The sequence below is a fragment of the Paenibacillus sp. FSL H7-0735 genome (assembly GCF_038008505.1).
In the GTDB taxonomy this organism is placed as follows: domain Bacteria; phylum Bacillota; class Bacilli; order Paenibacillales; family Paenibacillaceae; genus Paenibacillus_AQ; species Paenibacillus_AQ odorifer.
In genome coordinates this window covers 316,732-337,174 of sequence record NZ_JBBOZH010000001.1, presented here as the reverse complement: position 1 = coordinate 337,174, position 20,443 = coordinate 316,732, and the positions used below count along the sequence as shown (strand labels likewise).

Annotated in this window: 20 protein-coding genes; 13 read left to right on the top strand and 7 right to left on the bottom strand. The window is 41.8% G+C overall.

Annotated elements, in window-relative coordinates; genetic code table 11:
- Positions 1-8: 8 nt before the first annotated feature.
- Positions 9-1,325 (top strand): glycosyltransferase family 2 protein, encoded by a 1,317-nt coding sequence (locus NSS82_RS01575; protein ID WP_076274134.1) that lies wholly within the window; start codon positions 9-11, stop codon positions 1,323-1,325.
- Here NSS82_RS01575 and NSS82_RS01570 read toward each other — a convergent pair.
- A complete protein-coding gene (locus NSS82_RS01570) occupies positions 1,311-2,411 on the bottom strand; it encodes a threonine aldolase family protein (RefSeq protein WP_076274135.1) in 1,101 nt (366 codons plus the stop codon). The two genes, NSS82_RS01575 and NSS82_RS01570, sit on opposite strands and share 15 nt — an antisense overlap.
- 157 nt (positions 2,412-2,568) lie before the next feature.
- Here NSS82_RS01570 and udk point away from each other — a divergent pair, with 157 nt between their 5' ends.
- The 6 genes from udk to NSS82_RS01545 all read left to right on the top strand — a co-directional run bounded on the left by udk (position 2,569) and on the right by NSS82_RS01545 (position 7,757).
- Positions 2,569-3,195 (top strand): uridine kinase, encoded by a 627-nt coding sequence (udk, locus tag NSS82_RS01565; RefSeq protein WP_036687251.1) that lies wholly within the window; start codon positions 2,569-2,571, stop codon positions 3,193-3,195.
- Positions 3,196-3,341: 146 nt separating this feature from the next.
- The gene (locus NSS82_RS01560; RefSeq protein ID WP_076224507.1) at positions 3,342-4,934 is read left to right on the top strand and encodes a spore germination protein; all 1,593 of its coding nucleotides are present in this window, start codon (positions 3,342-3,344) and stop codon (positions 4,932-4,934) included.
- 48 nt (positions 4,935-4,982) lie between these two features.
- Positions 4,983-5,744 carry a GerAB/ArcD/ProY family transporter gene (locus NSS82_RS01555; protein ID WP_081386808.1) on the top strand — a complete coding sequence of 254 codons (762 nt, stop codon included), beginning with the start codon at positions 4,983-4,985 and terminating at the stop codon, positions 5,742-5,744.
- Entirely contained in the window at positions 5,662-6,096 is a 435-nt protein-coding gene (locus NSS82_RS32610; protein WP_445668226.1) for a GerAB/ArcD/ProY family transporter, read from the top strand. Before NSS82_RS01555 ends, NSS82_RS32610 begins: the two co-directional genes overlap by 83 nt.
- Positions 6,097-6,146: 50 nt before the next feature.
- On the top strand, positions 6,147-7,346 hold the full coding sequence (locus NSS82_RS01550; protein ID WP_076274136.1) for a Ger(x)C family spore germination protein: 1,200 nt from the start codon (positions 6,147-6,149) through the stop codon (positions 7,344-7,346).
- 180 nt (positions 7,347-7,526) lie between these two features.
- Positions 7,527-7,757, top strand: a complete 231-nt coding sequence (locus tag NSS82_RS01545; RefSeq protein ID WP_235219548.1) for a hypothetical protein — start codon at positions 7,527-7,529, stop codon at positions 7,755-7,757.
- Positions 7,758-7,787: 30 nt separating this feature from the next.
- Here the strand turns inward: NSS82_RS01545 and NSS82_RS32605 are convergent, their stop codons facing one another.
- The 5 genes from NSS82_RS32605 to NSS82_RS01525 all read right to left on the bottom strand — a co-directional run bounded on the left by NSS82_RS32605 (position 7,788) and on the right by NSS82_RS01525 (position 12,566).
- Positions 7,788-8,063, bottom strand: a complete 276-nt coding sequence (locus NSS82_RS32605) for an ArsR/SmtB family transcription factor (RefSeq protein ID WP_367946839.1) — start codon at positions 8,061-8,063, stop codon at positions 7,788-7,790.
- 88 nt (positions 8,064-8,151) lie between these two features.
- Entirely contained in the window at positions 8,152-9,183 is a 1,032-nt protein-coding gene (locus tag NSS82_RS01540) for a LacI family DNA-binding transcriptional regulator (RefSeq protein ID WP_076274137.1), read from the bottom strand.
- 164 nt (positions 9,184-9,347) lie between these two features.
- Positions 9,348-10,181 carry a carbohydrate ABC transporter permease gene (locus tag NSS82_RS01535; protein WP_076126965.1) on the bottom strand — a complete coding sequence of 278 codons (834 nt, stop codon included), beginning with the start codon at positions 10,179-10,181 and terminating at the stop codon, positions 9,348-9,350.
- Entirely contained in the window at positions 10,181-11,023 is an 843-nt protein-coding gene (locus tag NSS82_RS01530) for a carbohydrate ABC transporter permease (protein WP_036687240.1), read from the bottom strand. Before NSS82_RS01530 ends, NSS82_RS01535 begins: the two co-directional genes overlap by 1 nt.
- 160 nt (positions 11,024-11,183) lie before the next feature.
- On the bottom strand, positions 11,184-12,566 hold the full coding sequence (locus NSS82_RS01525) for an ABC transporter substrate-binding protein (protein WP_076107314.1): 1,383 nt from the start codon (positions 12,564-12,566) through the stop codon (positions 11,184-11,186).
- Between the two features lie 332 nt (positions 12,567-12,898).
- Here NSS82_RS01525 and NSS82_RS01520 point away from each other — a divergent pair, with 332 nt between their 5' ends.
- The 3 genes from NSS82_RS01520 to NSS82_RS01510 are packed head-to-tail and all read left to right on the top strand — an operon-like array spanning position 12,899 to position 16,027.
- Positions 12,899-13,549, top strand: coding sequence for an N-formylglutamate amidohydrolase (locus NSS82_RS01520; protein ID WP_076135409.1), 651 nt, complete (start codon positions 12,899-12,901; stop codon positions 13,547-13,549).
- Positions 13,515-14,663 carry a hypothetical protein gene (locus NSS82_RS01515; protein WP_143766701.1) on the top strand — a complete coding sequence of 383 codons (1,149 nt, stop codon included), beginning with the start codon at positions 13,515-13,517 and terminating at the stop codon, positions 14,661-14,663. The genes NSS82_RS01520 and NSS82_RS01515 overlap by 35 nt, the downstream gene beginning before the upstream one ends.
- A gap of 14 nt (positions 14,664-14,677) precedes the next feature.
- Positions 14,678-16,027: a bifunctional folylpolyglutamate synthase/dihydrofolate synthase gene (locus NSS82_RS01510; RefSeq protein ID WP_076274138.1), complete on the top strand. Its 1,350-nt coding sequence runs from the start codon at positions 14,678-14,680 to the stop codon at positions 16,025-16,027.
- Here the strand turns inward: NSS82_RS01510 and NSS82_RS01505 are convergent.
- Positions 16,022-16,819 (bottom strand): ATP-grasp domain-containing protein, encoded by a 798-nt coding sequence (locus NSS82_RS01505; RefSeq protein WP_076274139.1) that lies wholly within the window; start codon positions 16,817-16,819, stop codon positions 16,022-16,024. The genes NSS82_RS01510 and NSS82_RS01505 overlap by 6 nt on opposite strands.
- A 362-nt stretch (positions 16,820-17,181) precedes the next feature.
- Between NSS82_RS01505 and NSS82_RS01500 the strand changes: the two genes are divergently transcribed.
- Genes NSS82_RS01500 through NSS82_RS01490 form a run of 3 tightly spaced genes read left to right on the top strand, consistent with a single transcriptional unit; the run spans position 17,182 to position 20,388 of the window.
- Positions 17,182-18,075 carry a carbohydrate ABC transporter permease gene (locus NSS82_RS01500; protein ID WP_036687229.1) on the top strand — a complete coding sequence of 298 codons (894 nt, stop codon included), beginning with the start codon at positions 17,182-17,184 and terminating at the stop codon, positions 18,073-18,075.
- Positions 18,072-18,950, top strand: coding sequence for a carbohydrate ABC transporter permease (locus NSS82_RS01495; protein WP_038568194.1), 879 nt, complete (start codon positions 18,072-18,074; stop codon positions 18,948-18,950). Before NSS82_RS01500 ends, NSS82_RS01495 begins: the two co-directional genes overlap by 4 nt.
- A 52-nt stretch (positions 18,951-19,002) precedes the next feature.
- Positions 19,003-20,388: an ABC transporter substrate-binding protein gene (locus NSS82_RS01490; RefSeq protein ID WP_076274140.1), complete on the top strand. Its 1,386-nt coding sequence runs from the start codon at positions 19,003-19,005 to the stop codon at positions 20,386-20,388.
- The last annotated feature ends 55 nt before the right edge of the window (positions 20,389-20,443 follow it).

Sequence of the window (20,443 nt, the reverse complement as noted above, 5' to 3'; positions counted from 1 at the left end):
GACTGGAAATGGATCATAGCGAGGTTTTGCAGCAAGCCTGTTACGTCTTTTTAAATGACCTAAATGATGAAATAAACCATTCACCCACCATCCAAATAGATGATACAGAACTATTGCAAAGATGCCGCCAGATCATAGATCAAGAACAAAATGTACAAATCAAACCTTATCTGGAAACCTTATCTGAAGTTATTCATGCTTATCTCACGGGGAGGGCTTCAGAGGATACCTTGAAATTCTATTTATCTGAACAATTCAGCATTGTGGCCAGCGATATCGATGGTTTAATTCAGGGGTTGGTTAAAATGGAAAGCCGCATTTCGGATACGGAAATTTCCTATCCAACGGTCCAGTCCTTAGCCGATTCCCCCAAGATCAGTGTCATTATCACTACCTATAATAGAAAAGCATTCCTATACCAAGCGATCCAAAGTATCTTAATGCAGGACTATCCCAATAAAGAGATTACAGTGATTGATGATTGTTCTACAGATGGCACGGAAGAGTTAATGCAGCAACACTTTGGGGCGGAGCCACGGGTCATTTACATGCGCAATGCTACCAATAGCGGACCTGGAAATAATCGCCGAAAAGCTTTCGCTGCACATGGTGATGGGGAATATGTTCTTTTTCTCGATGATGATGATTATCTGATCGACATGAATTATTTCAGTAAAGCGGTCCGCTTCCATCTCCTTCATCCCGAAATTTCATTTGTAGCTGCGAATGTATTCCTGGAGTATTCCAAAGCCAAACAACTAAAAATCTCCAATCTGCAGCTTAGCAGCATTATTAAGAAACGCGATTATTTCATGAATTTTGAGAAAAAAGAATATCCAAAACCCGCCTCTACTTTAACTACTGTTTTTAAACGAGAGGCCTTAATGGCTATGGATATCCTAGATATGAATATGGTCAACGATGCTTCCATCTATTTGCGTTCCCTGCTGGTAGGTGATGCGGGCTTCATTGATGTGATTGCCGGCGTGTACAGAATACACGGGAACAATATCACCTTTAATCTGAGCCAAGGATTCTTAATTGAGAATCTGGAAGAAAAGAAACTCATTAAGAATATGGCCGTGCAGAAATATGGATATAACGCACAGGAAATGACGGAATGGTTCAACCATAATGCTTACGATACGATCTCATACTATTTATTAAATTCTGCAAAAGATGCTACAGACTTTAAATTCATGTACCATTGGGCGCTTAACCATTGCCCGCTGATCTACAATCAATTAAAAAATGAGTTTCGCATGAAGCTTATTAAAAAACAATTATTACGAATCTCCTTACTCCGTACGCTACTCGGCAGATGATTCGCTCATTAGCTTATCGAGCAGCAGAAAAAACTCTCTAAGCTTTTCTTTTGGGATGTCGGCATACTTGTCTCCAATGCTGATCTCACAATAAGAAGTATGTTCCCCGGTAGCTCTTATACCCGCGCTTAAACCGATTCCTGTCGCCTCATACACCGCTGACAGGATCGGTTCAATTTGTTCCTTAGACATTTGAAAATGCATGTGAAACATATTGGAGACAGGTTGAGCGGGCAGAGTGGTTACGTCGTGACATTGATTAACCCAAGCAGCAAGCTCCTTCGCGCCTTCATAATACTGCTGCATCCTGCCCTCTCTTTGCCGGAAATAATAATCAGAAGAAATGATGTACGGATATAAGCTGATTAAGTCTCCACCATGCCGCCGTTTCCATATCTTTGATTGCTTCGTAAAGTCTTCGCTGCCTGCAAGAATTGCCCCGGCGATTCCTCCAATTCCTTTATAAAAGGATATATACACACTATCAAAGAGTGCAGAGATTTCAGCTGCTGACTTCCCGTAATACGGAAGAATCTCAAATAATCTCGCCCCATCCAAATGCAATTTAATGCCGCGTGCACGGCAATGAGCAGAAATAGCTTCAAGCTCCGTGTACTCTGGCAGCTGACCACCAATCTCGCGCTGGGGTAATTCCAGCAACAGACAAGCGATATCGTCCTTTAGATTCGCCACATCCTCCAAAGTGATTAATCGGTCCTTATCCGCAAGCAAGATAGCCTCAATATGATGTAATTCCTTCATGCCATCCTGCTCATGAATCTCCAAGTGGCATAAGGGATGATAGGCTACTTTTTTCACCTCTTTTTCATCGCACCAGATTCTTAAAGCGATTTGCTGCGCCATCGTTCCGCTCGGAAAGAAAACTGCGGTTTCTTTGCCCAGGATATTCGCCATTTTCGTCTGGAAATCTTCAATCACTTCGCCCGTTCCATAGATATCAGATGCCATACTGTTCTCTACGGCTGCCAAGGCTTCCTTCAACACTTGCACATCTCTATTCCCATTCCCTGCGATTCGATAGGCCGTTTCATTAAAAGCCTCTTGTACTGATTTTTTTCCGTTCATTCGTTGAATAACCCCTTCCGGATTTGCCTTGTCCCTAATATAGACGAATTTCCAAAAATCCCATCTTAATTTTACCCGATCTAAGGTGAAAAAACATGAGCGCTGTGCTACAATATTGGAATTGCAACGGCAATCTTAGGGAGGGTTATTGAATCACATGCTCATTATTGGTATCGCCGGCGGCACCGGCTCGGGAAAAACAACCGTAGCCCGCTCCGTCATTGACCGTCTTGGAACGGGAAAGGTAACTTTCATATCTCAAGATAACTACTATAAGGATCACTCACATCTCAGCTTTGCTGAACGTGAATCCATTAATTACGATCATCCTTTCGCTTTCGATAACGAGCTGCTCATTGAGCATCTTAAATCTCTGCGTGAAGAACAGACCGCATTCGCTCCCGTGTATGACTTTACAGTCCATGCCCGCTCCACTACAGAGACGGTAGAACTGAAGCCAAACAATATTGTAATCATTGAGGGACTCCACGTCCTTTCTGACGAGAATCTCCGTGAAATGCTCGACATCAAGGTATTCGTGGATGCCGATCCTGATGTGCGTATTCTCCGCCGGGTCCTTAGAGATATTGAAGAACGTGGACGGAGCATCCAGTCGATCCATCATCAATATTTGAGTACAGTTAAACCTATGCATGAAGCGTTTATCGAACCATCCAAAAAATACGCTGACCTGATCATCCCTGAAGGTGGCCATAATGAGGTTGGTATTCAGTTGTTGTCCATCCTAACGGAGAAGCATTTATATAACGATTGGACGTCTTAAAGTCTTAATTAAGCGCTTCTAGCTAGCTGCAGAGAATCTCTCTGCGGCTTTTTTGGTGTGTATGAACCCATCTATGGTTCAGAATAATCCCACCTCATTATGGTAATAGCTATATTTACAGCACCAGCGGAAGAGGGATAACAACTATGGGATTTCTGAACAGAACAATAACAAAAGTTTTTAAGAACCCTTCATTAGGGCACCCCAACCCCACTAAAGAATTACCTAAGGAACCTATTAAAGAAAAACTTCAAGATAATATTCAATATATAAAAACAACACTCGGCAATAGTACAGATCTTGTGATTAGAGAATTCTTTATTGGTTCCAAACACCAGATTAAAGCAGCTATTTTCTATACAGATGGATTGGCGGATAGTAAAGCTATTCAGGATTTCATTCTGGAATCACTAATCTTAGAACTTCCAGATCCAAGTCTTGATACACAAACAGCCAACTATCAATTATTAAAAGATCACATGCTCACTGTAGGGGATATTAAAGATGCGACGGAGTTCAATTCTTTATTCACCTCTCTATTATCCGGAGATGTGATCCTCTTACTCAATGGATATACCAAAGGGTTCACCATAGGCATGCGTGACTGGAAAGACCGTGGCGTAACGGAAAGTGCCACTGAAACGGTGATTCGTGGACCAAAGGAAGCCTTCACAGAAAGCTTACGCACGAATACCGCATTAATCCGGCGGAAAATAAAAGACCCCAATCTTTGGTTAGAAACACAGCAAATTGGACGTGTAACACAGACAGACGTAGCCCTCATGTACATCAATGGCATTGTTAGTGATGAGATTCTGCAAGAAGTACACTCACGTTTAGATCGGATCGACATTGACGGTATCCTGGAAAGTGGCTATATCGAAGAATTAATCGAGGATGAAACCTATACCCCATTTCCAACCATCCATCATACGGAACGTCCTGACGTTATAGCTGCTGCTCTTATGGAAGGAAAAGTAGCCATATTAGTAGATGGGACTCCTATAGTAATGACGGTCCCTACCTTATTCGTTTCCTTCATGCAGACAGCGGAAGATTATTATCAACGTGCCGATGTCAGCACCTTAGTACGGATGCTTAGATACTTCAGTATTTTTATTTCACTACTAGCCCCATCTTTGTATGTAGCTATTACTACCTTTCATCAGGAGATGCTGCCCACAACCCTGCTGATCAGTCTAGCTGCACAACGGGAGGGCGTACCGCTTCCAGCATTTATTGAAGCACTCTTAATGGAGCTTGCCTTCGAGATTATAAGGGAAGCGAGTGTACGAATGCCTCAAACCATAGCCCAATCTGTATCCATTGTAGGTACCCTGGTGATTGGGACTGCGGCAGTTGATGCCGGCATTGTTTCTGCTGCCATGCTTATTGTCGTCGCTATTACTGCTATCTCCAGCTTTGTGCTGCCATCCTTCGATCTTGCCCTGACCATCAGAATGCTCCGTTTCCCGATGATGTTCCTTGCTGCATCTTTTGGTTTGTTCGGTATCATCATCGGGGTTATTGCGATAGTTCTTCACATGTGCAGCTTACGTTCCTTTGGCGTTCCTTATTTGAGCCCATTTGCTCCCTATAATCTCGCCGATCAAAAGGACACCTTTTTCCGAATGCCGCATTGGGCTATGTTTACCCGCCCTAAGCTAATCAATAAAAAAAATATCGTTCGGGAAAAGAGCACACCACCGGAAAAACCGGGAGATCTCACAGAGGAATAGCCCCTGAAACCTTGACCTATGAAGTGATAAATTGGAGTGAACAAAGCCATGCTCGAAAAAGGTAAAATAAGTACTCGCCAGCTTACCATACTGGTTATGTTCCTTACGATCGGGGACTCCATTCTCGTAATCCCCCCTTCCACTACACACTACGCCAGACAAAATGCCTGGATTTCCGCATTAATTGGCATGATCGTAGGTTTACTAGCCATCTATATGTACAGCAAGTTCGCAAAGTTGTACCCCAAACTAACGCTTATTGAAGTGATTCAAAAGGCTTTTGGAAAATGGATTGGGACTATTCTATCGCTTTTGACCTTAATGTATTTTCTTATCGTCACCGTTGGAAGCATGCGAGAACTCAGTGAGTTCGTTACATCCGAAATATTACCGAGAACCCCTATTCCGGCTGTTTTAATCTTATTCATGGTGATCGTGATTATGGCTACACGACTAGGTATTGAAGTCATAGGAAGAGCTGGAGAGATCTTTACACCTATGATTATTATCCTATTTCTGATTCTGACGGTCGCAATTATTCCTCAGATGGAGATTGTCAGATTACTGCCCATATTGGAGGATGGCATAAAACCAGTGGTGAGAGGGTCTATTTCCATTACGGCTTACACCTTTTTAGAACCGGTTGTTTTTTCTAATGTTTCTCCCTTATGTACACCAACAACAAAAGATAACCAAAGGCTTATTACAGGGCTGTTTCTTAGGCGGTATTATTATCTTCCTGACAATCACTATTTCCATATTAGTGCTGGGTCCGGATCTGACAACCAGGGATATCTATCCCAGTTATAACATTGCAAGGCGCATATCCGTTGGTGGTTTCTTCGAGCGGGTGGAAGCCATGATAGCACTACTTTGGATGTTAACCTTGTTTATAGAAGTTACCTTATACTTCTATGCTTTCGTTCTGGGGTTGTCTCAATTATTCAAACTAAAAGAGTACCGAGTGCTAACTCTACCCACAGGATTAATTTTGGTTACACTAGCACCTCTTATTGCGCCAAATTACACCTATTACAACAAAGTATTCGATAATTATTGGGTGTACTATGTTATAACCTTCGGGTTATTTCTACCCTTGGTGTTGTTAGGTGTGGGGATGTTTCGAAGGGCACTGAGCAAAGGCTTAAAATCTAGAAGCTAAAGATGGGCTGGGAGTCATGAATACCGAAAGATCTAACGGAGGATTAAACCATGAAACGAAGATCGCTTCTGATTTGTGTTCTTATTCTCATGCAAATATTTGTAACAGGTTGCTGGAGCCGCCGAGAATTAAATGATCTTGCGATTGCTGTAGGAATAGGTATCGATAAAATTGGAGATCAATATCAAGTTTCTGCACAAGTGGTCTTACCCAGTCAAATCGCTGGCTCAAAGGGAGGCTCTCCTCAGGCACCAGTCAACCTTTACAAAGCGACGGGGCATACCGTATATGAAGCCCTTAGGAAAATCACAACCGTTAGTCCACGTAAAATTTATATCTCTCATTTACGAATCCTAGTCCTTGGCGAGGATTTGGCTAAAGAGGGAATTAGTGATGTTCTTGATTTCATGTCAAGAGATACCGATACGCGAAATGATTATTTTATAGTGGTAGCAAAGGATGCAAAGGCAGAAGATGCGTTGAAAATATTAACCAGTCTTGAAAAGATTCCTGCCGTGCGATTGTTTTTCAGTCTGGAAAGCTCGGAGAAAAATTGGGCACCTACATCTACTGTGACATTAGGAACACTAATTACAGAACTTGTGAGTAGGGGTAAGAATCCAGTCTTAACAGGTGTTGTCATCGAGGGGAGTCTAGATGTAGGAGAAACTCCGGATAATGTTGAAACGGTAGACTCTCCAACAGAATTGAAATACTCCGGATTGGCCGTATTCAAGGAGGACAAATTGATTGGTTGGCTAAATCCTGAGGAATCAAAAGTGTATAACTATTTAACCAATAAAGTTGAGAGCACTGTTTTCTATATCCAATGTCCCGAAGGTAAAAAGGTTTCGCTTGATGTATTTGAAGCCCGTTCCAAAATGAAAGGCAGCATCCATAGTGACAAACCAGAAGTCAGTATTGAGCAACATATAGAATCAGATATAGGAGAGGTTCAGTGTAGAAATCTAGAACTGACAGACACAAAAACTATCACCGAATTAGAACAAATCGCCAATAAAAAAGTCCAAAATTTATTTAAAACTACTATTAAAAAGGTACAGAATGAATACAAAAGCGATATTTTTGGATTCGGCGAAATCATCCATCGTTCTAACCCGCAGGCGTGGAAGAAACTGCGAAACAATTGGGATGAGACCTTTGTTAACCTTCCAATAAGCGTAAAGATGGATATTAAGATTCGCCTGTTAGGGAAAGTGACTAACTCTTTCCTAGAAGAGACGAAGTGATGAATTGGAGTGAACAAAACCATGTATAACATCGCAAGGCGCATATCTGTAGGTGGAATCTTTGAGTATCGAGTGTTAACCTATTACTACACTTGGTTTTGTTAAGCGCAGTAATGTTCAGAAGAGCACTGAGCAAAGACTTAATATCACGAAACTAGATGGTTTGGGAGGTTGTGAATATTGGGTATAGTAGTGATTCTCATAGTTGTAGCCATTATAGCAGCCATTGAAGTTCCCCTGATGTGGAGGAAAAAATTAATCAAGGAGATGTGGATTTTCTCATTTCTTCTGTTGCTGGGAACTTTCTTCAGTCTTATTAATGCGTTACATATTTCGTTCTCTAACCCACTGGGATGGATGATATTTATCTATAAACCCGTCTCGGATATGGTAAATGCCTGGTTATCCTAAAATGGGACTGAACCATTCCCTTGAGATGGCTTAGTCCCCATGATTAAACGACGTTGCCAAATCAGCAAGCGCCCTAAAGTTTGTTGCTAGCCGTTCACGCGCCAGCCAGTAATAGACTTCCTGGCCTCTCTTTTTATGGTCAACAATGCGGGCATCCCGTAGGATTTTGAGATGATGTGAAATCGCTGGCCTGCTTATTTCGAATTCACCTGCAATTTCCCCAACATTCAGCCGACCTTTATTCCCTAATAACGTAACAATCCGAATCCGAGTAGGATCACCAAATGCGGTGAGAAACCGTGTGATGCTGTTGATATCGTTAGGTTTAATCTCTTGCGGTTCTATCTCCCCACCCCGATTCGTAAATAAACTTAAACATACTCACTTGTTGAAACTACAATAAAGACCTCGTAGATTCTCTAACTATTAATTCTGCCGGGAAAATCTGATGCGCATGATTAACCTTCTTATTGATGAGATCAAAAAGAATCTTAATCGTCGCTTCCGCAATCTCTACTACCGGCTGTTTGATGGTAGTAATAGAAGGATTATAATAGAAGGAAATATCCAATCCGTCATAACCAGCAACCGAGTAATCTTCCGGGACTCGCTTGCCCGCTTCAAATATCGCCTTACAGGCGCCGATAGCCATACTATCTGATAAGGTGAAAATAGCGCTGAACTCTTCTCCTAACTCTAGCAATTCTTTTGTAACCGCATACCCATTCTCCATGCTGTAACTGTCGATATCTTCTTTCATCCGCCGCACTAACCGTTCATTATAAGTGATTCCATGATCAGCTAAAGCCTTTTTATAACCTTCATATCTTAACTTACCGATACTTACATCTTCTTCTGGTGCAGTAATGACCGCAATTTTCTCATGCCCCTGATTACATAAATAGTCGACAATTTTATAACTCTCATTAAAGTCATCGACAGATACAGAAGAATAGTCGCTCAAATCAAACTCTTCCGTCATCCCAATCGTACTAAGGACAAATGGAACCGTTAATTGCTGTAATTTCTCTTGAGAGTGTGAGAATAGCCCTCCTAAAAAGACAATTCCCTTCAACCGTTTTTCTTTCTCCAGCTCAATCGCCACTTCGATCTCATCTTGATTCTCATCAACTCGTTGTAGGATGAAGGAGTATTTCTTGCGTTGGATCTCTTTTTCGAACACTTTGATCATCGGGCTAAAAAATGGATTGGATATCCCTTTAATCAATACTGCAATCGTTTTCGAATCAGAACGTTTTAAATTTCTTGCACTGTTGTTCGGGACATAATGATTTTCCTTGATAACCCTCATAACCATAGCTTTTGTTTCTTCGTTAATATCCGGATGATTGTTAATAGCCCTTGATACAGTAGTCACGCCAACACCGCATAATTTGGCGATGTCTATAATAGTCAGTCTCTCCATTTCTATCTATCCTTTACTTGTTAGTATCTATCAAACTCCTTAATCCTTATTCAACTTCATAGTCAAAATAAGAAAGCAGGGGATTCCTGATGGTCACCCATCAAGAAAAACACCCTACTCGCTTCTTACATGAATATTAATTTATTTAACGAGGTAGATCAAGCTTAACCCTTAACCGCACCTGCAACGACACCTTCGATGATGTACTTTTGACAAGTCAGGTAGAAAATGATGATTGGCACAATAGCTAAGACCAGCATCGCCATCATAGCTCCCATGTCAATCGATCCGTATCCACCTTTTAAGTACTGGATCGCAATAGGAATCGTTTTATACTCTGTACCAATCAGCAGGTCTGGCAATAGGAAGTCGTTCCATACCCACATTACATTAAGGATAGCTACAGTTACAGCAATAGGTTTCAGGATGGGCAATACCACTTTAAAGAAGGCCTGAGGTGGATTACAGCCATCAATCATTACCGCTTCTTCAACTTCAAGCGGGATAGACTTCACAAATCCGCTAAACATAAACACAGACAGCCCTGATCCAAACCCTAAATAGATTAAGATAATCCCAATCGGATTGTCGAGATGCAGCACGTTTGCAGTCTTAGTCATTGTGAACATAACCATTTGGAAAGGCACGATCATCGAGAATACAAACGCATAATACATCATACCTGTGAATTTGGACTTCACCCGGGTAATGTACCATGCAGTCATGGAAGTAAATAACACGATCACAGCCACCGAGCATACCGTGATAAACAAGGACATTCCGAAGGCACTGAAGAAATCAATCTTTGCTGCACCACTAGTATAGTTCTTTAAACCAACAAATGTAGTCTCATTAGGGAATAAGAACGGCGTATCACTAATGTAGAACTTACCCTTGAAGGAGTTCATCAGAACAATAAAAATAGGAGATAAGAACGCAATGGCCAAGACCAACAAAATGGTGAATATGGAGTAATCTTTTGCTCTAGTCTTTTGCATTAGTTCTCAACCTCCTTTCTTCTAGTAATGACAAGTTGTATTAAGGCGATTAAGGCTACTAAAGCAAAGAATACGACGGCTTTCGCTTGACCGACACCTTCCCATCCTGATTTTCCGTAGAATGTATTGTAGATGTCCAGTGCTAACATGGAGGTCTGCTTAGAAGGAGCACCAGCGGTTAACGCTAAGTTCTGGTCAAACAATTTAAATGAATTGGATAAGGTTAAGAATAAACAAATAGTAATGGACGGCATTACGAGTGGAATAGTCACATTACGCAAAATCTTAGAACGTGAAGCTCCATCAATTCTTGCGGCTTCTACTATATCTTTAGGAACATTCTGAATACCTGCAACATAGATAATCATCATGTACCCTATCAATTGCCAATTCATAAGAACGATTAGTCCCCAAAATCCATACGTTGCATCAGAGGTCAAAGTGACACCGAATTTGTACAAAATCCCATTAAAAATCAACTGCCAGATGTATCCTAATACGATACCGCCTATCAAGTTAGGCATAAAGAAGATCGTTCTAAATACGTTGGTACCTTTTAGCTTTCTAGTTAACAACATCGCCAAGATGAAGGCGAACACATTAATAGTAAGAACAGATAAAACTGTGAATTTAACAGTGAAACCTAATGCATTTAGAAACTCTTGATTCGAAAAAGCTTTAGCGTAATTGCCAAACCCTATCCATGTTGCATCATTGACTGTAGTAAACTCTGTAAAAGACAAATATATACCCAACAGAAAAGGGATCACAAAGGCAATTCCAAAGGCTATTATGGTCGGTAATGCAAAAAGAGCAAAATATTTTTTTATCGATTTTTCCATGGAGTCTTCTCCTATCTCAGTATGGAAAATGATGAAACAGATGTAGCAAGATCCACTCCAATTGTTGCTTAGTGCCACTGAATCCCGAGGGAGCCCAGTGGCACTAAGCTTTTATCTGTATGACAACTGAGTGTTATTCAAGCATCTTTCCATGCATTTATTATTTTGCTTTTTCAGCCTTCCAAGTGTCCTTGAAGATGGTTACAACTTCATCCCAAGTTTTGTTTCCTTGAGCGTATTGCAAGAGGGCATCACCAAAAACGTTTTTGAATTCTTCACTTGGGAATGCTGCAAATGTCCAAGCTACAGAAGTAAGATCTTTTTCCATCCAAGCAGATACTTCTTTAGCAAGTGGGTCTGCTGGTTTTTCACTGTCTTTAAAGGTATTGAATGGAGCGATGAAACCCAGATCGTTAGTTACATAAGCTTTACCTTTTTCACTGGAGAACAACCATTCCAAGAAAGCGATAGAAGCTTGTTGGTTCTCAGCAGATACTTTGCTGTTGATTGCGAAATAGTTTTCTGTACCTACAGCCAGACCTTGTTTTTCTTCGCCTTCCATACCTGTATAAATAGGCAAGAATTTGATTTCTTCAGCTTTAACTACGTTACCGTCAACATCGTTGATTTGTGACCAAGCCCAGTTACCATTTTGAACCATAGCTGCGTTACCAAGTGCAAATTCAGCCATGGAGTCAGCTACGGATTTACTACCCAGCAAGGATTCTTTAGTTACAGAGTTCTTGATATACAGATCGAAGATGTTTTTAAATTTATCGTTGTATTTGAATTCAACTTCTTTAGAAGCTAGACCCGCAAGAACGGTGTTGTCAAACTCAGTATTGTCTTTGAATTCATAATACAGCGGCAAGTTTGCAAGGTGAGTCTGCCATCTCCATTGCTCACCAGCAGCGAGGGAAGTGGAGGCGAATACACCTTTAATGCCCAGTTGGTCTTTTTTAGCCGTCATATCTTCTACTACTGCTTTCAAAGTGTCGAAGTTATTGATCTCAGTTGTGGAGGAGATCGATACCGCTTTATCAGCCAAAGCGAAGTATTTCTTCATAATTGCGTCGTTGTAGATGATGCCGTATCCTTCAACTACGTAAGGGATACCATACACACCTTCACCTTCAGTTACAGCCAAGCTTTTGTCGGACAGATAGCTGTAAAGCTTAGTATCTTTCAAATCCAAGGTGTAGTCTTTCCAGGATTGAAAACCAACAGGTCCGTTAATTTGGAAAATAGTTGGCGCTTCAGACTTGGAGATTTCGGATTTCAATTTAGTTTCGTAAGTACCCGCAGCAGCTGTTACAACTTTTACCTTAACTCCTGTTTCTGCTTCGTAATCCTTAGCGATCTTTTCATATATTTCTGCAATCTCAGGTTTGAAGTTCAAGAAATAAACTGACCCTTTTTTACCAGATGTAGCGTTTCCATCATTGGATGCAGAATTATTCTCTTTATTCCCACATCCTGCCGCTAAGACAACAACCATAGACATTACTAACATGAGCCCTAAATATTTTTTGATATTCTTCATTCTTCTTCCCCCTCGTACTTTTTATTAGATTACCTCGCATGAAGACGTTCCGATGCTGTTAGTGAAAATTATGTCAGCGTTTTCATTTGCTTAAGTAATCCCCAGCCCACTTTTTGGTATCCTTATCGGTATCCTTATCGGTAACGTTTTCAATTGAAATATTAGCACACCATTTTGAACTTTTCAATAGCCAATCTTTTAGAATCATTTTATGGAAAAACTGCCCACGGCAAACCTTGCAAGCGTTATAATAGGATCATCCTTATTCATGAATGGTGAATGCTTAGGACATACTAATGGTTAAGACCCATTAAATAACTATGAATAGGTGATTGCATATTTTATCTCTGATCGAACAGTATGAGCTACAATTCTCCAATAATAATTATTTTGGCGATATCGGGGTAGATCCCTCCTACTCAATTGTAGAAGGCTCCCTTCCTGTACTTGTCTCAGCTCCACATGCCATTAACCATTTTCGAGAACATGCTGTAAAACCAGCTGACATGTATACAGGCTCCCTTGCCCTCTTGTTACAAAAGCTCACTAATTGCTACTGTATTTATTCAAATAGCTTCTCCAAAGAAGACCCAAATTACATCTTAGGCGGAGAATATAAGGCTGCGCTACGAGCGCTTGTCAAAGAACATCGCATTCAGTTTGTGATCGATCTGCACGGGGCTTCCAAACTTCGAGAGTTTGATATTGATCTAGGGACTCTGTACGGAACCTCTATACGAGAAAATAATTTAAATGACGTCGTAGGCATCTTTAACAATAATGGTATTACCAAAGTTCGACAAAATCATACATTTTCCGCATCCCATCCTGGAACGATTACTTCATATTGCGCTAAAGAATTGTTAGTTCAAAGTATTCAAATTGAAATTAATCGAAATTATCGTAACCCGAATGCGTTTGATTTATTCCAAAAAACCATTCATTCCCTTGAACAAATCATTAAACTATTGGGCGGTGTCTGACATTATTATCGAGCAAACCTTTACTATTCTAGACAAACAAAGCCTTCAACCTCGTGAAGAAATCACAATGAACTCTGAAGAGTTAAAGGAATTAGGTTTAGTCCAGCATATCTTCGTTGATCTTACAGCAGAGAATGGTGTGAAAGTCAGCTGTTTAATTTTATCGGCAGATGAGGTGCCAAGAGGTTCAATCCAATTATCCAAGCGGGCAAAGGACAAGCTTGGGGACTGCCTCACTGCAGGATTAACTATAACGAAGCCAGAATACGACACAGTTCTTCGGGGAATTCCTAAAGTGGACGAGATTGCTAAACCCTATGTAAAAGCCTGTCCAGCACTCGTCCGTAAATATACGAATCAAGTAGAACTTATCAATCCCAAAAATGGCTTCCGGGTAAACCTAACTTTACGAGAAGATAGCACAGCCAAACCGAATACCCTTTACTTCAACAGATACATCATGTTATTGCTGGAAACCCATTCCGAGGGGCATGACCCATTAATCATTACTCGCGCTAGGACGCGTTCTCAACCCAAGCCAGGCATACATAAACTTATAAATCAACTGATCCAACGGTCCTTAAGTGCATTAGGGAACTTTTTTATTGGCAAAAGAGAGCTCACCCTCAGAGTGGGCCATCCTTACCCTTTTGATGAGCACCAGAATTTATGCAGAATTCATCCGAATGTTAGAAAACTGCTAGGCATGGAAGAAACAGATCAGATCGTGATCACCTATAATTCAAAACAAATCACCATCCCCATCTTAGACATCGATACGGAGCATATTGCCCAGTCGGTCAAGCTACATGCGGATAATGAGCAGCTTAAATTTATCGACAGCCACTTATTTATCGGGATCACCGCCTTATCGCGTAACGAGTTAGAAATCCCAAGCATCGGCACATCAGTTACCGTAAAAAGAAGTATGTACTCCTTATTCCTAAAGCACTTAAACAAACTGGTCTTACCTGTTATCGCTTTGTTGTTCACCATAGTACAGCTATATAAAGATTTGAACTGGAGCATCGCTCTGACCGTCATCATTTCTCTTGTGTTACTTCCGATTATCATCTACACAACACTATCTGAGGAACGCGCCAAAATTAATTAAATGGAGGGATTTCCGTGGAATTCACTTCACAATCCCAAGTAGAAGATATGATCTACAGCTCTTACCTAAGGGCCATTAACAACATTACAGAGACTTTGGATGAAGAAGTTAGAAAACCGGAGTTCACCAGAGCATTACTGGATGCAGTTGGAAGTCCGGATCGTAATCAAAAATACATACTGGTCACCGGCAGTAAAGGTAAAGGCTCCACCTCTAGATTTATTTCCTCTCTGCTAAGTCACTTGGGATATAAAGTGGGATTATTCACCTCCCCTCACCTGGTAGATTTCAACGAAAGAATCCGGATCAATGGGCAGGCAATAGCCACTGAAGATTTTGTACGATTAGGTAATGTAATTCACAGGGGCTTCCACCAGCTTGAGGAGCAGCTTGCTGCTGACGAATATCAAGGTCCGGTTGGGGTTGCTTTGGCTATTGCAGCTTTGTACTTTAAAGAGAAGGGTACAGATATCAATGTGATTGAATGCGGTAGAGGAGGAAGATTTGATGACACCAATGTCCTGAGCAATGACTGGGCTGTCATTACCCCGATTATGGAAGAGCATGTAGCCCATTTGGGACCTGATCTGAACAGCATTACATTACACAAGCTGGGGATTATCAAAAACAACACAACAAACGTCTATGTTAGCAAACAGAAATCCGACGTTCTTGCGATCATGAAGGACAACCTTTCCTCCAACCCTGTACAATATTATGAAGAACAGTTTCTAGCTGAATCTATCACAACCACTTCTATCGGAACTACTTTTGATGTCCGGACGAAGCAAGCCTTTTATCCAGCCTTGACCCTCCCGCTATTGGGACAGTTTCAAGCGGTCAATGCTGCCAGTGCAGTGTCACTTTGTGAAGAGATTACAGGGGGACCCTTGGATCAGGAGATCGTACACCACTGTTTTAAACAATTACAATGGCCGGGCCGTTGTGAAGTTATCTGTCATGACCCGCTGACGATTATTGACGGAGCTATTCATAGAGATTCTGCAAGCTATCTGGCTGAACTTATTCAATTAGTGAATCTTGAGCGCAGCCGTACCGTCACATCCATCATCGGTGTCCCTAAGGATAAAGATTACACAGGGGTCATCGAAGTCATGAGCACAGTCTCGGATCAACTAATCGTAACCAAACCCGATATAAGCCATCTAATTTTCCCTACGGATGCCCTGCTTATCGCTAAAAGTTTTCTCGAAAAAAGTTCCGAATTCCCTTGTTTAGAGGATGCTCTTACGTATGTTAAAGAACAATCACCTTCGGAGATTATTGTAATCGTGGGTACGCAAACTCTAATCGGAAATGCCAAAAGATTATTCGGACAATCGCTGCTGAATATCGGCTTATAACTGATTCATACGCTGAAGAATAACTTCCCTGTAAAGGTCTGAGAGGCCAGGTACTTCACTTGGATTTTGCTTGCAATATTCATCTAACATTACCTTATGGTTGACTTCGATCACCATCAAGCCTTGATTTGTCTCTAAGATATCTACTGAGCAGAAATCAAGGCCCAGCGCTTTAGAGGTCCGGGAGGCCAGCTCCGCCAGTGCCTCTTGTTTGGCCTGATCTTTCACCTCAATCGTAACAGCCCCGTTAATCAAATTATGCTTCCACGAACGAACTCTTTTTTTGCCAAGGAATACACGAGCCTGATAATTAAAAGTTACAATTCTATACTCAATCTCCGCTTCATAATAAGGACCTATTGCCCCATTAAGCTGTAAAGAAAATAATAAATCCAGCTTTTCATGCAGATCGGCTATCTCATTGATTTTGTACACATGATTTCCCTGCGCCCCGTTATCCTGCTTCATAACTACCTCCCCATTGCACGCTTGGAAATAACGCTCAGCCAATGGATATGGATTCAAATTGCTAAATTTGGAGTCTGGATGCGGCAAATAAATATGTTCTACGGCTGGGATATTCGCCTTATGCAAAACATCATAAGTTAGAGATTTACTCATGGCAATGATCGTAGAAGCACTGTTATTTAGTCCGATTTCAGCGTCTACCATCACAAATGATTTCACTCCATCTGTCGCTCTATATACGAAATTCGGTGTAATTTCCTCAAAGCCAATCCCTGAGGCTGTAACAGAATGCTGGATCATTTTTAAGTAAGGTCTAGTCGTCATTCAGTTTCCTCATTTCTAACAAAATATGACCAAACCTAATCATAGCATGAGAAATATCAATAAAAAATAATAATATTACGTTATAATAGTTAACACATTCATCCCTCCAATCTTGTTTTAGGTCCGTTTTTCACAAAAATCGCAGAATATATGTTACGTTTAATGACTGATAGCGCTTTTATAGTTAAAATAAGTGTTGATTATTTAGTGATCATCCTCTATGATAAGCTTATTAAAGCGAATCAAAAAGTTAAAGCGGTTAAACTTTAATAACTTTTCACCTACTATTATTGCTAATTAATAGTGTTAGTATGATCAAAAGTTAAAGCGCTTATACTTTTAAAACGAGAGGTTGGTGTGTCATGATCAATCGCGAGAACAGGCGGCAGACGTTCTACATGTATCTGTTCATTTCTCCTTGGATTATCGGCTTCCTAGTATTCGCCCTGTATCCTATCTTATCATCGCTTTACTTCAGCTTTACTGATTATGACATCATACACCCACCTAAATTTATCGGGCTCGCTAACTACACAGAGATGTTTCACAATGACCTGTTCTGGAAATCGGTGGTTGTCACGTTGAGATATACCTTCATCGGTGTACCTATCCAGCTTGCGCTCGGTCTTGGCTTTGCGCTATTGCTCCACCAGACCATTCCTCTACGCGGCTTTTTCAGAACAGCAATGTATTTTCCAAGCATGGTATCCGGCGTGGCCATGTCCCTGCTGTGGTACTGGATCTTCAACCCGCAGATCGGGCTCTTCAATTACATCCTTTCCTGGTTCGGTATTCATGGACCGGCTTGGCTGATGAACCCAGACACTGCGCTATATGCCTTGATCATCATGACCTTCTGGACAGCAGGTTCAGGAATGATTTTATTCCTCGCAGGTCTGCAAGGCGTACCGGCAAGCTTGATCGAAGCCGCTAACCTTGACGGTGCAGGGCGCTTCAGAATCTTCCTGAACATTACCTTACCGATGATCTCTCCCGTGTTGCTCTTTCAACTAATTATGGGACTGATCGATTCCTTCCAAGTCTTTACCCAAGCTTTTGTCATGACTCAAGGGGGGCCGAATTACTCTACCTGGTTCTATGTCTATAATCTCTACACCAGCGCTTTCAAAGAATATCGTGCCGGTTATTCCTCAGCCTTGGCATGGGTGCTCCTTATCGTAGTTATGCTGTGCACCGCACTAATTATGAAATTGTCTAACCGTTATGTTCACTATGAAGGAGGCGGACGCAAATGAGTACAGTCAGAGCGCTAAGCCCCCGGACTAAAGGAACAAAACGTCGCCGGAAAGCGGAGCCTGTTAAGATTTTCAGCTTTATCACTTTAGTAGTTACAACATTTCTGATGCTGCTTCCTTTGTTCTTCATGGTCTCCACTTCACTTAAGTCCAAACGTGAGATGCTGAAGTTCCCACCCACCTTTCTTCCGGAGAGCTGGCAGTGGAGCAATTACACAGAAATATTTGATACTCTGCAGTTCGGTACACTTTATAAAAACAGTCTGATTATCGCCGGCTTTAGTGTTGTGGGAACCTTGATTTCATCGGCGCTAGTCGCCTATGGATTCGCCAGATTCAGAGGTACAGGTAATCAGGTGTGGTTCATCCTGCTGCTTAGCACCATGATGTTACCTTATCCAGCCATTATGATTCCGCAATTTGTACTCTTTTCGCAAATGAATTGGATCGATACCTTTTTACCCTTGATCGTGCCTGCTTTCTTCGGCTCAGCCTATAATATTTTTCTGCTGCGCCAATTCTTCTCCACATTGCCTGAAGAGCTGTTTGATGCGGGACGCATTGATGGCTGTGGCGAAATACGGATGTGGGCTACCATAGCAATCCCACTCTCCAAACCTGCACTTGCAACCGTAGCTATCTTTGCTTTTATCTACAACTGGAATGATCTGCTTACGCCAGTGCTTTACTTAAGCTCATCAGATAAGTTCACGCTACCCGTCGGGATGGCTTCTCTTACCTCATCGAGGTTCCGCATTCCACCTTGGCATCTGCTAATGGTTGCTTCGGTTCTAGCTATGGTCCCAATCGTTACGCTGTTTGCTGTAGCCCAGAAACAGTTCGTCGAAGGGATTGTACTTACAGGGATTAAGTAATAATCCGCCATAAGGCGGCCAAATATACTTGAAATCATGGAGGGTTTAGCTAATGAACAAGAACAGGAAAAGTATTGCACTTTTACTTGCAGCAACCATGCTCGTTGTTCTAGCCTTATCAGGCTGTAGCGGCGGCAAATCGGCGGGTAACGCCCTATCTGAAGGAGACGGTAGCTCTACTAATTCTGGAGGCAAAGCAGAAACGGTAACGATTACCCATTACACAATAGATTCAGAAGACCGCACATTTGTCGAAAAGTTAATCCCTGATTTCGAGAAGCAGCATCCGAATATTAAAGTGAAAGTGGAAAAAGCGCCATATGAGCAGTTCGACAGCAAGCTGCAAACGCTAATTGCCGGCGGCAAATCGCCCGACGTGACAAGTCACTGGGGGTATGGAGGTTTCGCAGAATACTACAATAAGGGTATGTTGCTCGATATGACCGACCTTATGAAAGAGGATGGTTTCAAGGCAGAGGATTACAGCATCCCAGAGAATCTGATGGGCATCTACAAGGTTAAAGATCACACTTACGGCATCCCGGTCAATATGTATGTCACCTTAATGCTCTATAACAAAGACATGTTTGATGCCGCCAAACTGACTTATCCAACAAGCGATTATGAAGATAAGAGCTGGACGTTTGAAAAAATGGTCGAAGAAGCTAAACAAATGACGCTTGTATCCGATGATATTGCCAAAACTCAATATGGCGTAGACTTCACTTGGTCCGAACGCGATATGCGGCCATTATATTTTGGAGCGGAGCCTTACTCAGAAGATACATGGACTAATGGCGGCGTGCCTTCCGAGACTTATTTTGACTCCTCCGAGGTGATCGCTGCCTACAACAAGCTTTTTGATCTTGTCTTTAAGGATAAAGTCTCTCCTTCTTCCGAATGGAGCAAAAGCGTAGCTGGACAGAACGGTGATCCCTTTGTTGCTGGTAAAATCGGCATGTCTATCGGAGGCTCATGGAACCTTGCAGGCGCAAATGACTTCCCCTTCAAAATTGGCGTTGCTGCTGTCCCATGGGGAGGCAACGATAAGGTACGCAGCACCCTTTATGTCGATCCGCTGCTGATCTTGAAGGACTCCAAACATCCGAAGGAAGCTTTTGAATGGATCAAATACCTGATCACAAGCGAAGTGCAAGAGAAATCCATTGAGCTTAGTGGCGGTAACCCGCCAGTCAACACCGAAGCTGCAGAAGCTTACTATAAACATTTTGACGGTATCGATCCACAGGATATCAAAAATGTCTACGAGGGTGCTGTTAACTACGGCTTCGAATCCTATAACCACTTAATCACCAACTACTCGCAAATTAATGACATGTTCATTAATGAATTGCAGCCAGTAGAAACTGGACATAAGACGGTTGAAGAGGTGATGGCGACGATTCAGAAGAAGGTTACAGAGATCATTCAGCGATAACTGTTTGGCAGGTATACCGCCCCCTTTAGGGACGGTATACCTGCGTGAAATCATA

What these genes read in the sequence shown, in the direction of transcription:
- NSS82_RS01575 (WP_076274134.1), top strand. Translation starts at nt 9, where the DNA reads ATGGATCATAGCGAGGTTTTGCAGCAAGCCTGTTACGTCTTTTTAAAT.
- NSS82_RS01570 (WP_076274135.1), bottom strand. Translation starts at nt 2,411, where the DNA reads ATGAACGGAAAAAAATCAGTACAAGAGGCTTTTAATGAAACGGCCTAT.
- udk (WP_036687251.1), top strand. Translation starts at nt 2,569, where the DNA reads ATGCTCATTATTGGTATCGCCGGCGGCACCGGCTCGGGAAAAACAACC.
- NSS82_RS01560 (WP_076224507.1), top strand. Translation starts at nt 3,342, where the DNA reads ATGGGATTTCTGAACAGAACAATAACAAAAGTTTTTAAGAACCCTTCA.
- NSS82_RS01555 (WP_081386808.1), top strand. Translation starts at nt 4,983, where the DNA reads ATGCTCGAAAAAGGTAAAATAAGTACTCGCCAGCTTACCATACTGGTT.
- NSS82_RS01550 (WP_076274136.1), top strand. Translation starts at nt 6,147, where the DNA reads ATGAAACGAAGATCGCTTCTGATTTGTGTTCTTATTCTCATGCAAATA.
- NSS82_RS01540 (WP_076274137.1), bottom strand. Translation starts at nt 9,183, where the DNA reads ATGGAGAGACTGACTATTATAGACATCGCCAAATTATGCGGTGTTGGC.
- NSS82_RS01535 (WP_076126965.1), bottom strand. Translation starts at nt 10,181, where the DNA reads ATGCAAAAGACTAGAGCAAAAGATTACTCCATATTCACCATTTTGTTG.
- NSS82_RS01530 (WP_036687240.1), bottom strand. Translation starts at nt 11,023, where the DNA reads ATGGAAAAATCGATAAAAAAATATTTTGCTCTTTTTGCATTACCGACC.
- NSS82_RS01525 (WP_076107314.1), bottom strand. Translation starts at nt 12,566, where the DNA reads ATGAAGAATATCAAAAAATATTTAGGGCTCATGTTAGTAATGTCTATG.
- NSS82_RS01505 (WP_076274139.1), bottom strand. Translation starts at nt 16,819, where the DNA reads ATGACGACTAGACCTTACTTAAAAATGATCCAGCATTCTGTTACAGCC.
- NSS82_RS01500 (WP_036687229.1), top strand. Translation starts at nt 17,182, where the DNA reads ATGATCAATCGCGAGAACAGGCGGCAGACGTTCTACATGTATCTGTTC.
- NSS82_RS01495 (WP_038568194.1), top strand. Translation starts at nt 18,072, where the DNA reads ATGAGTACAGTCAGAGCGCTAAGCCCCCGGACTAAAGGAACAAAACGT.
- NSS82_RS01490 (WP_076274140.1), top strand. Translation starts at nt 19,003, where the DNA reads ATGAACAAGAACAGGAAAAGTATTGCACTTTTACTTGCAGCAACCATG.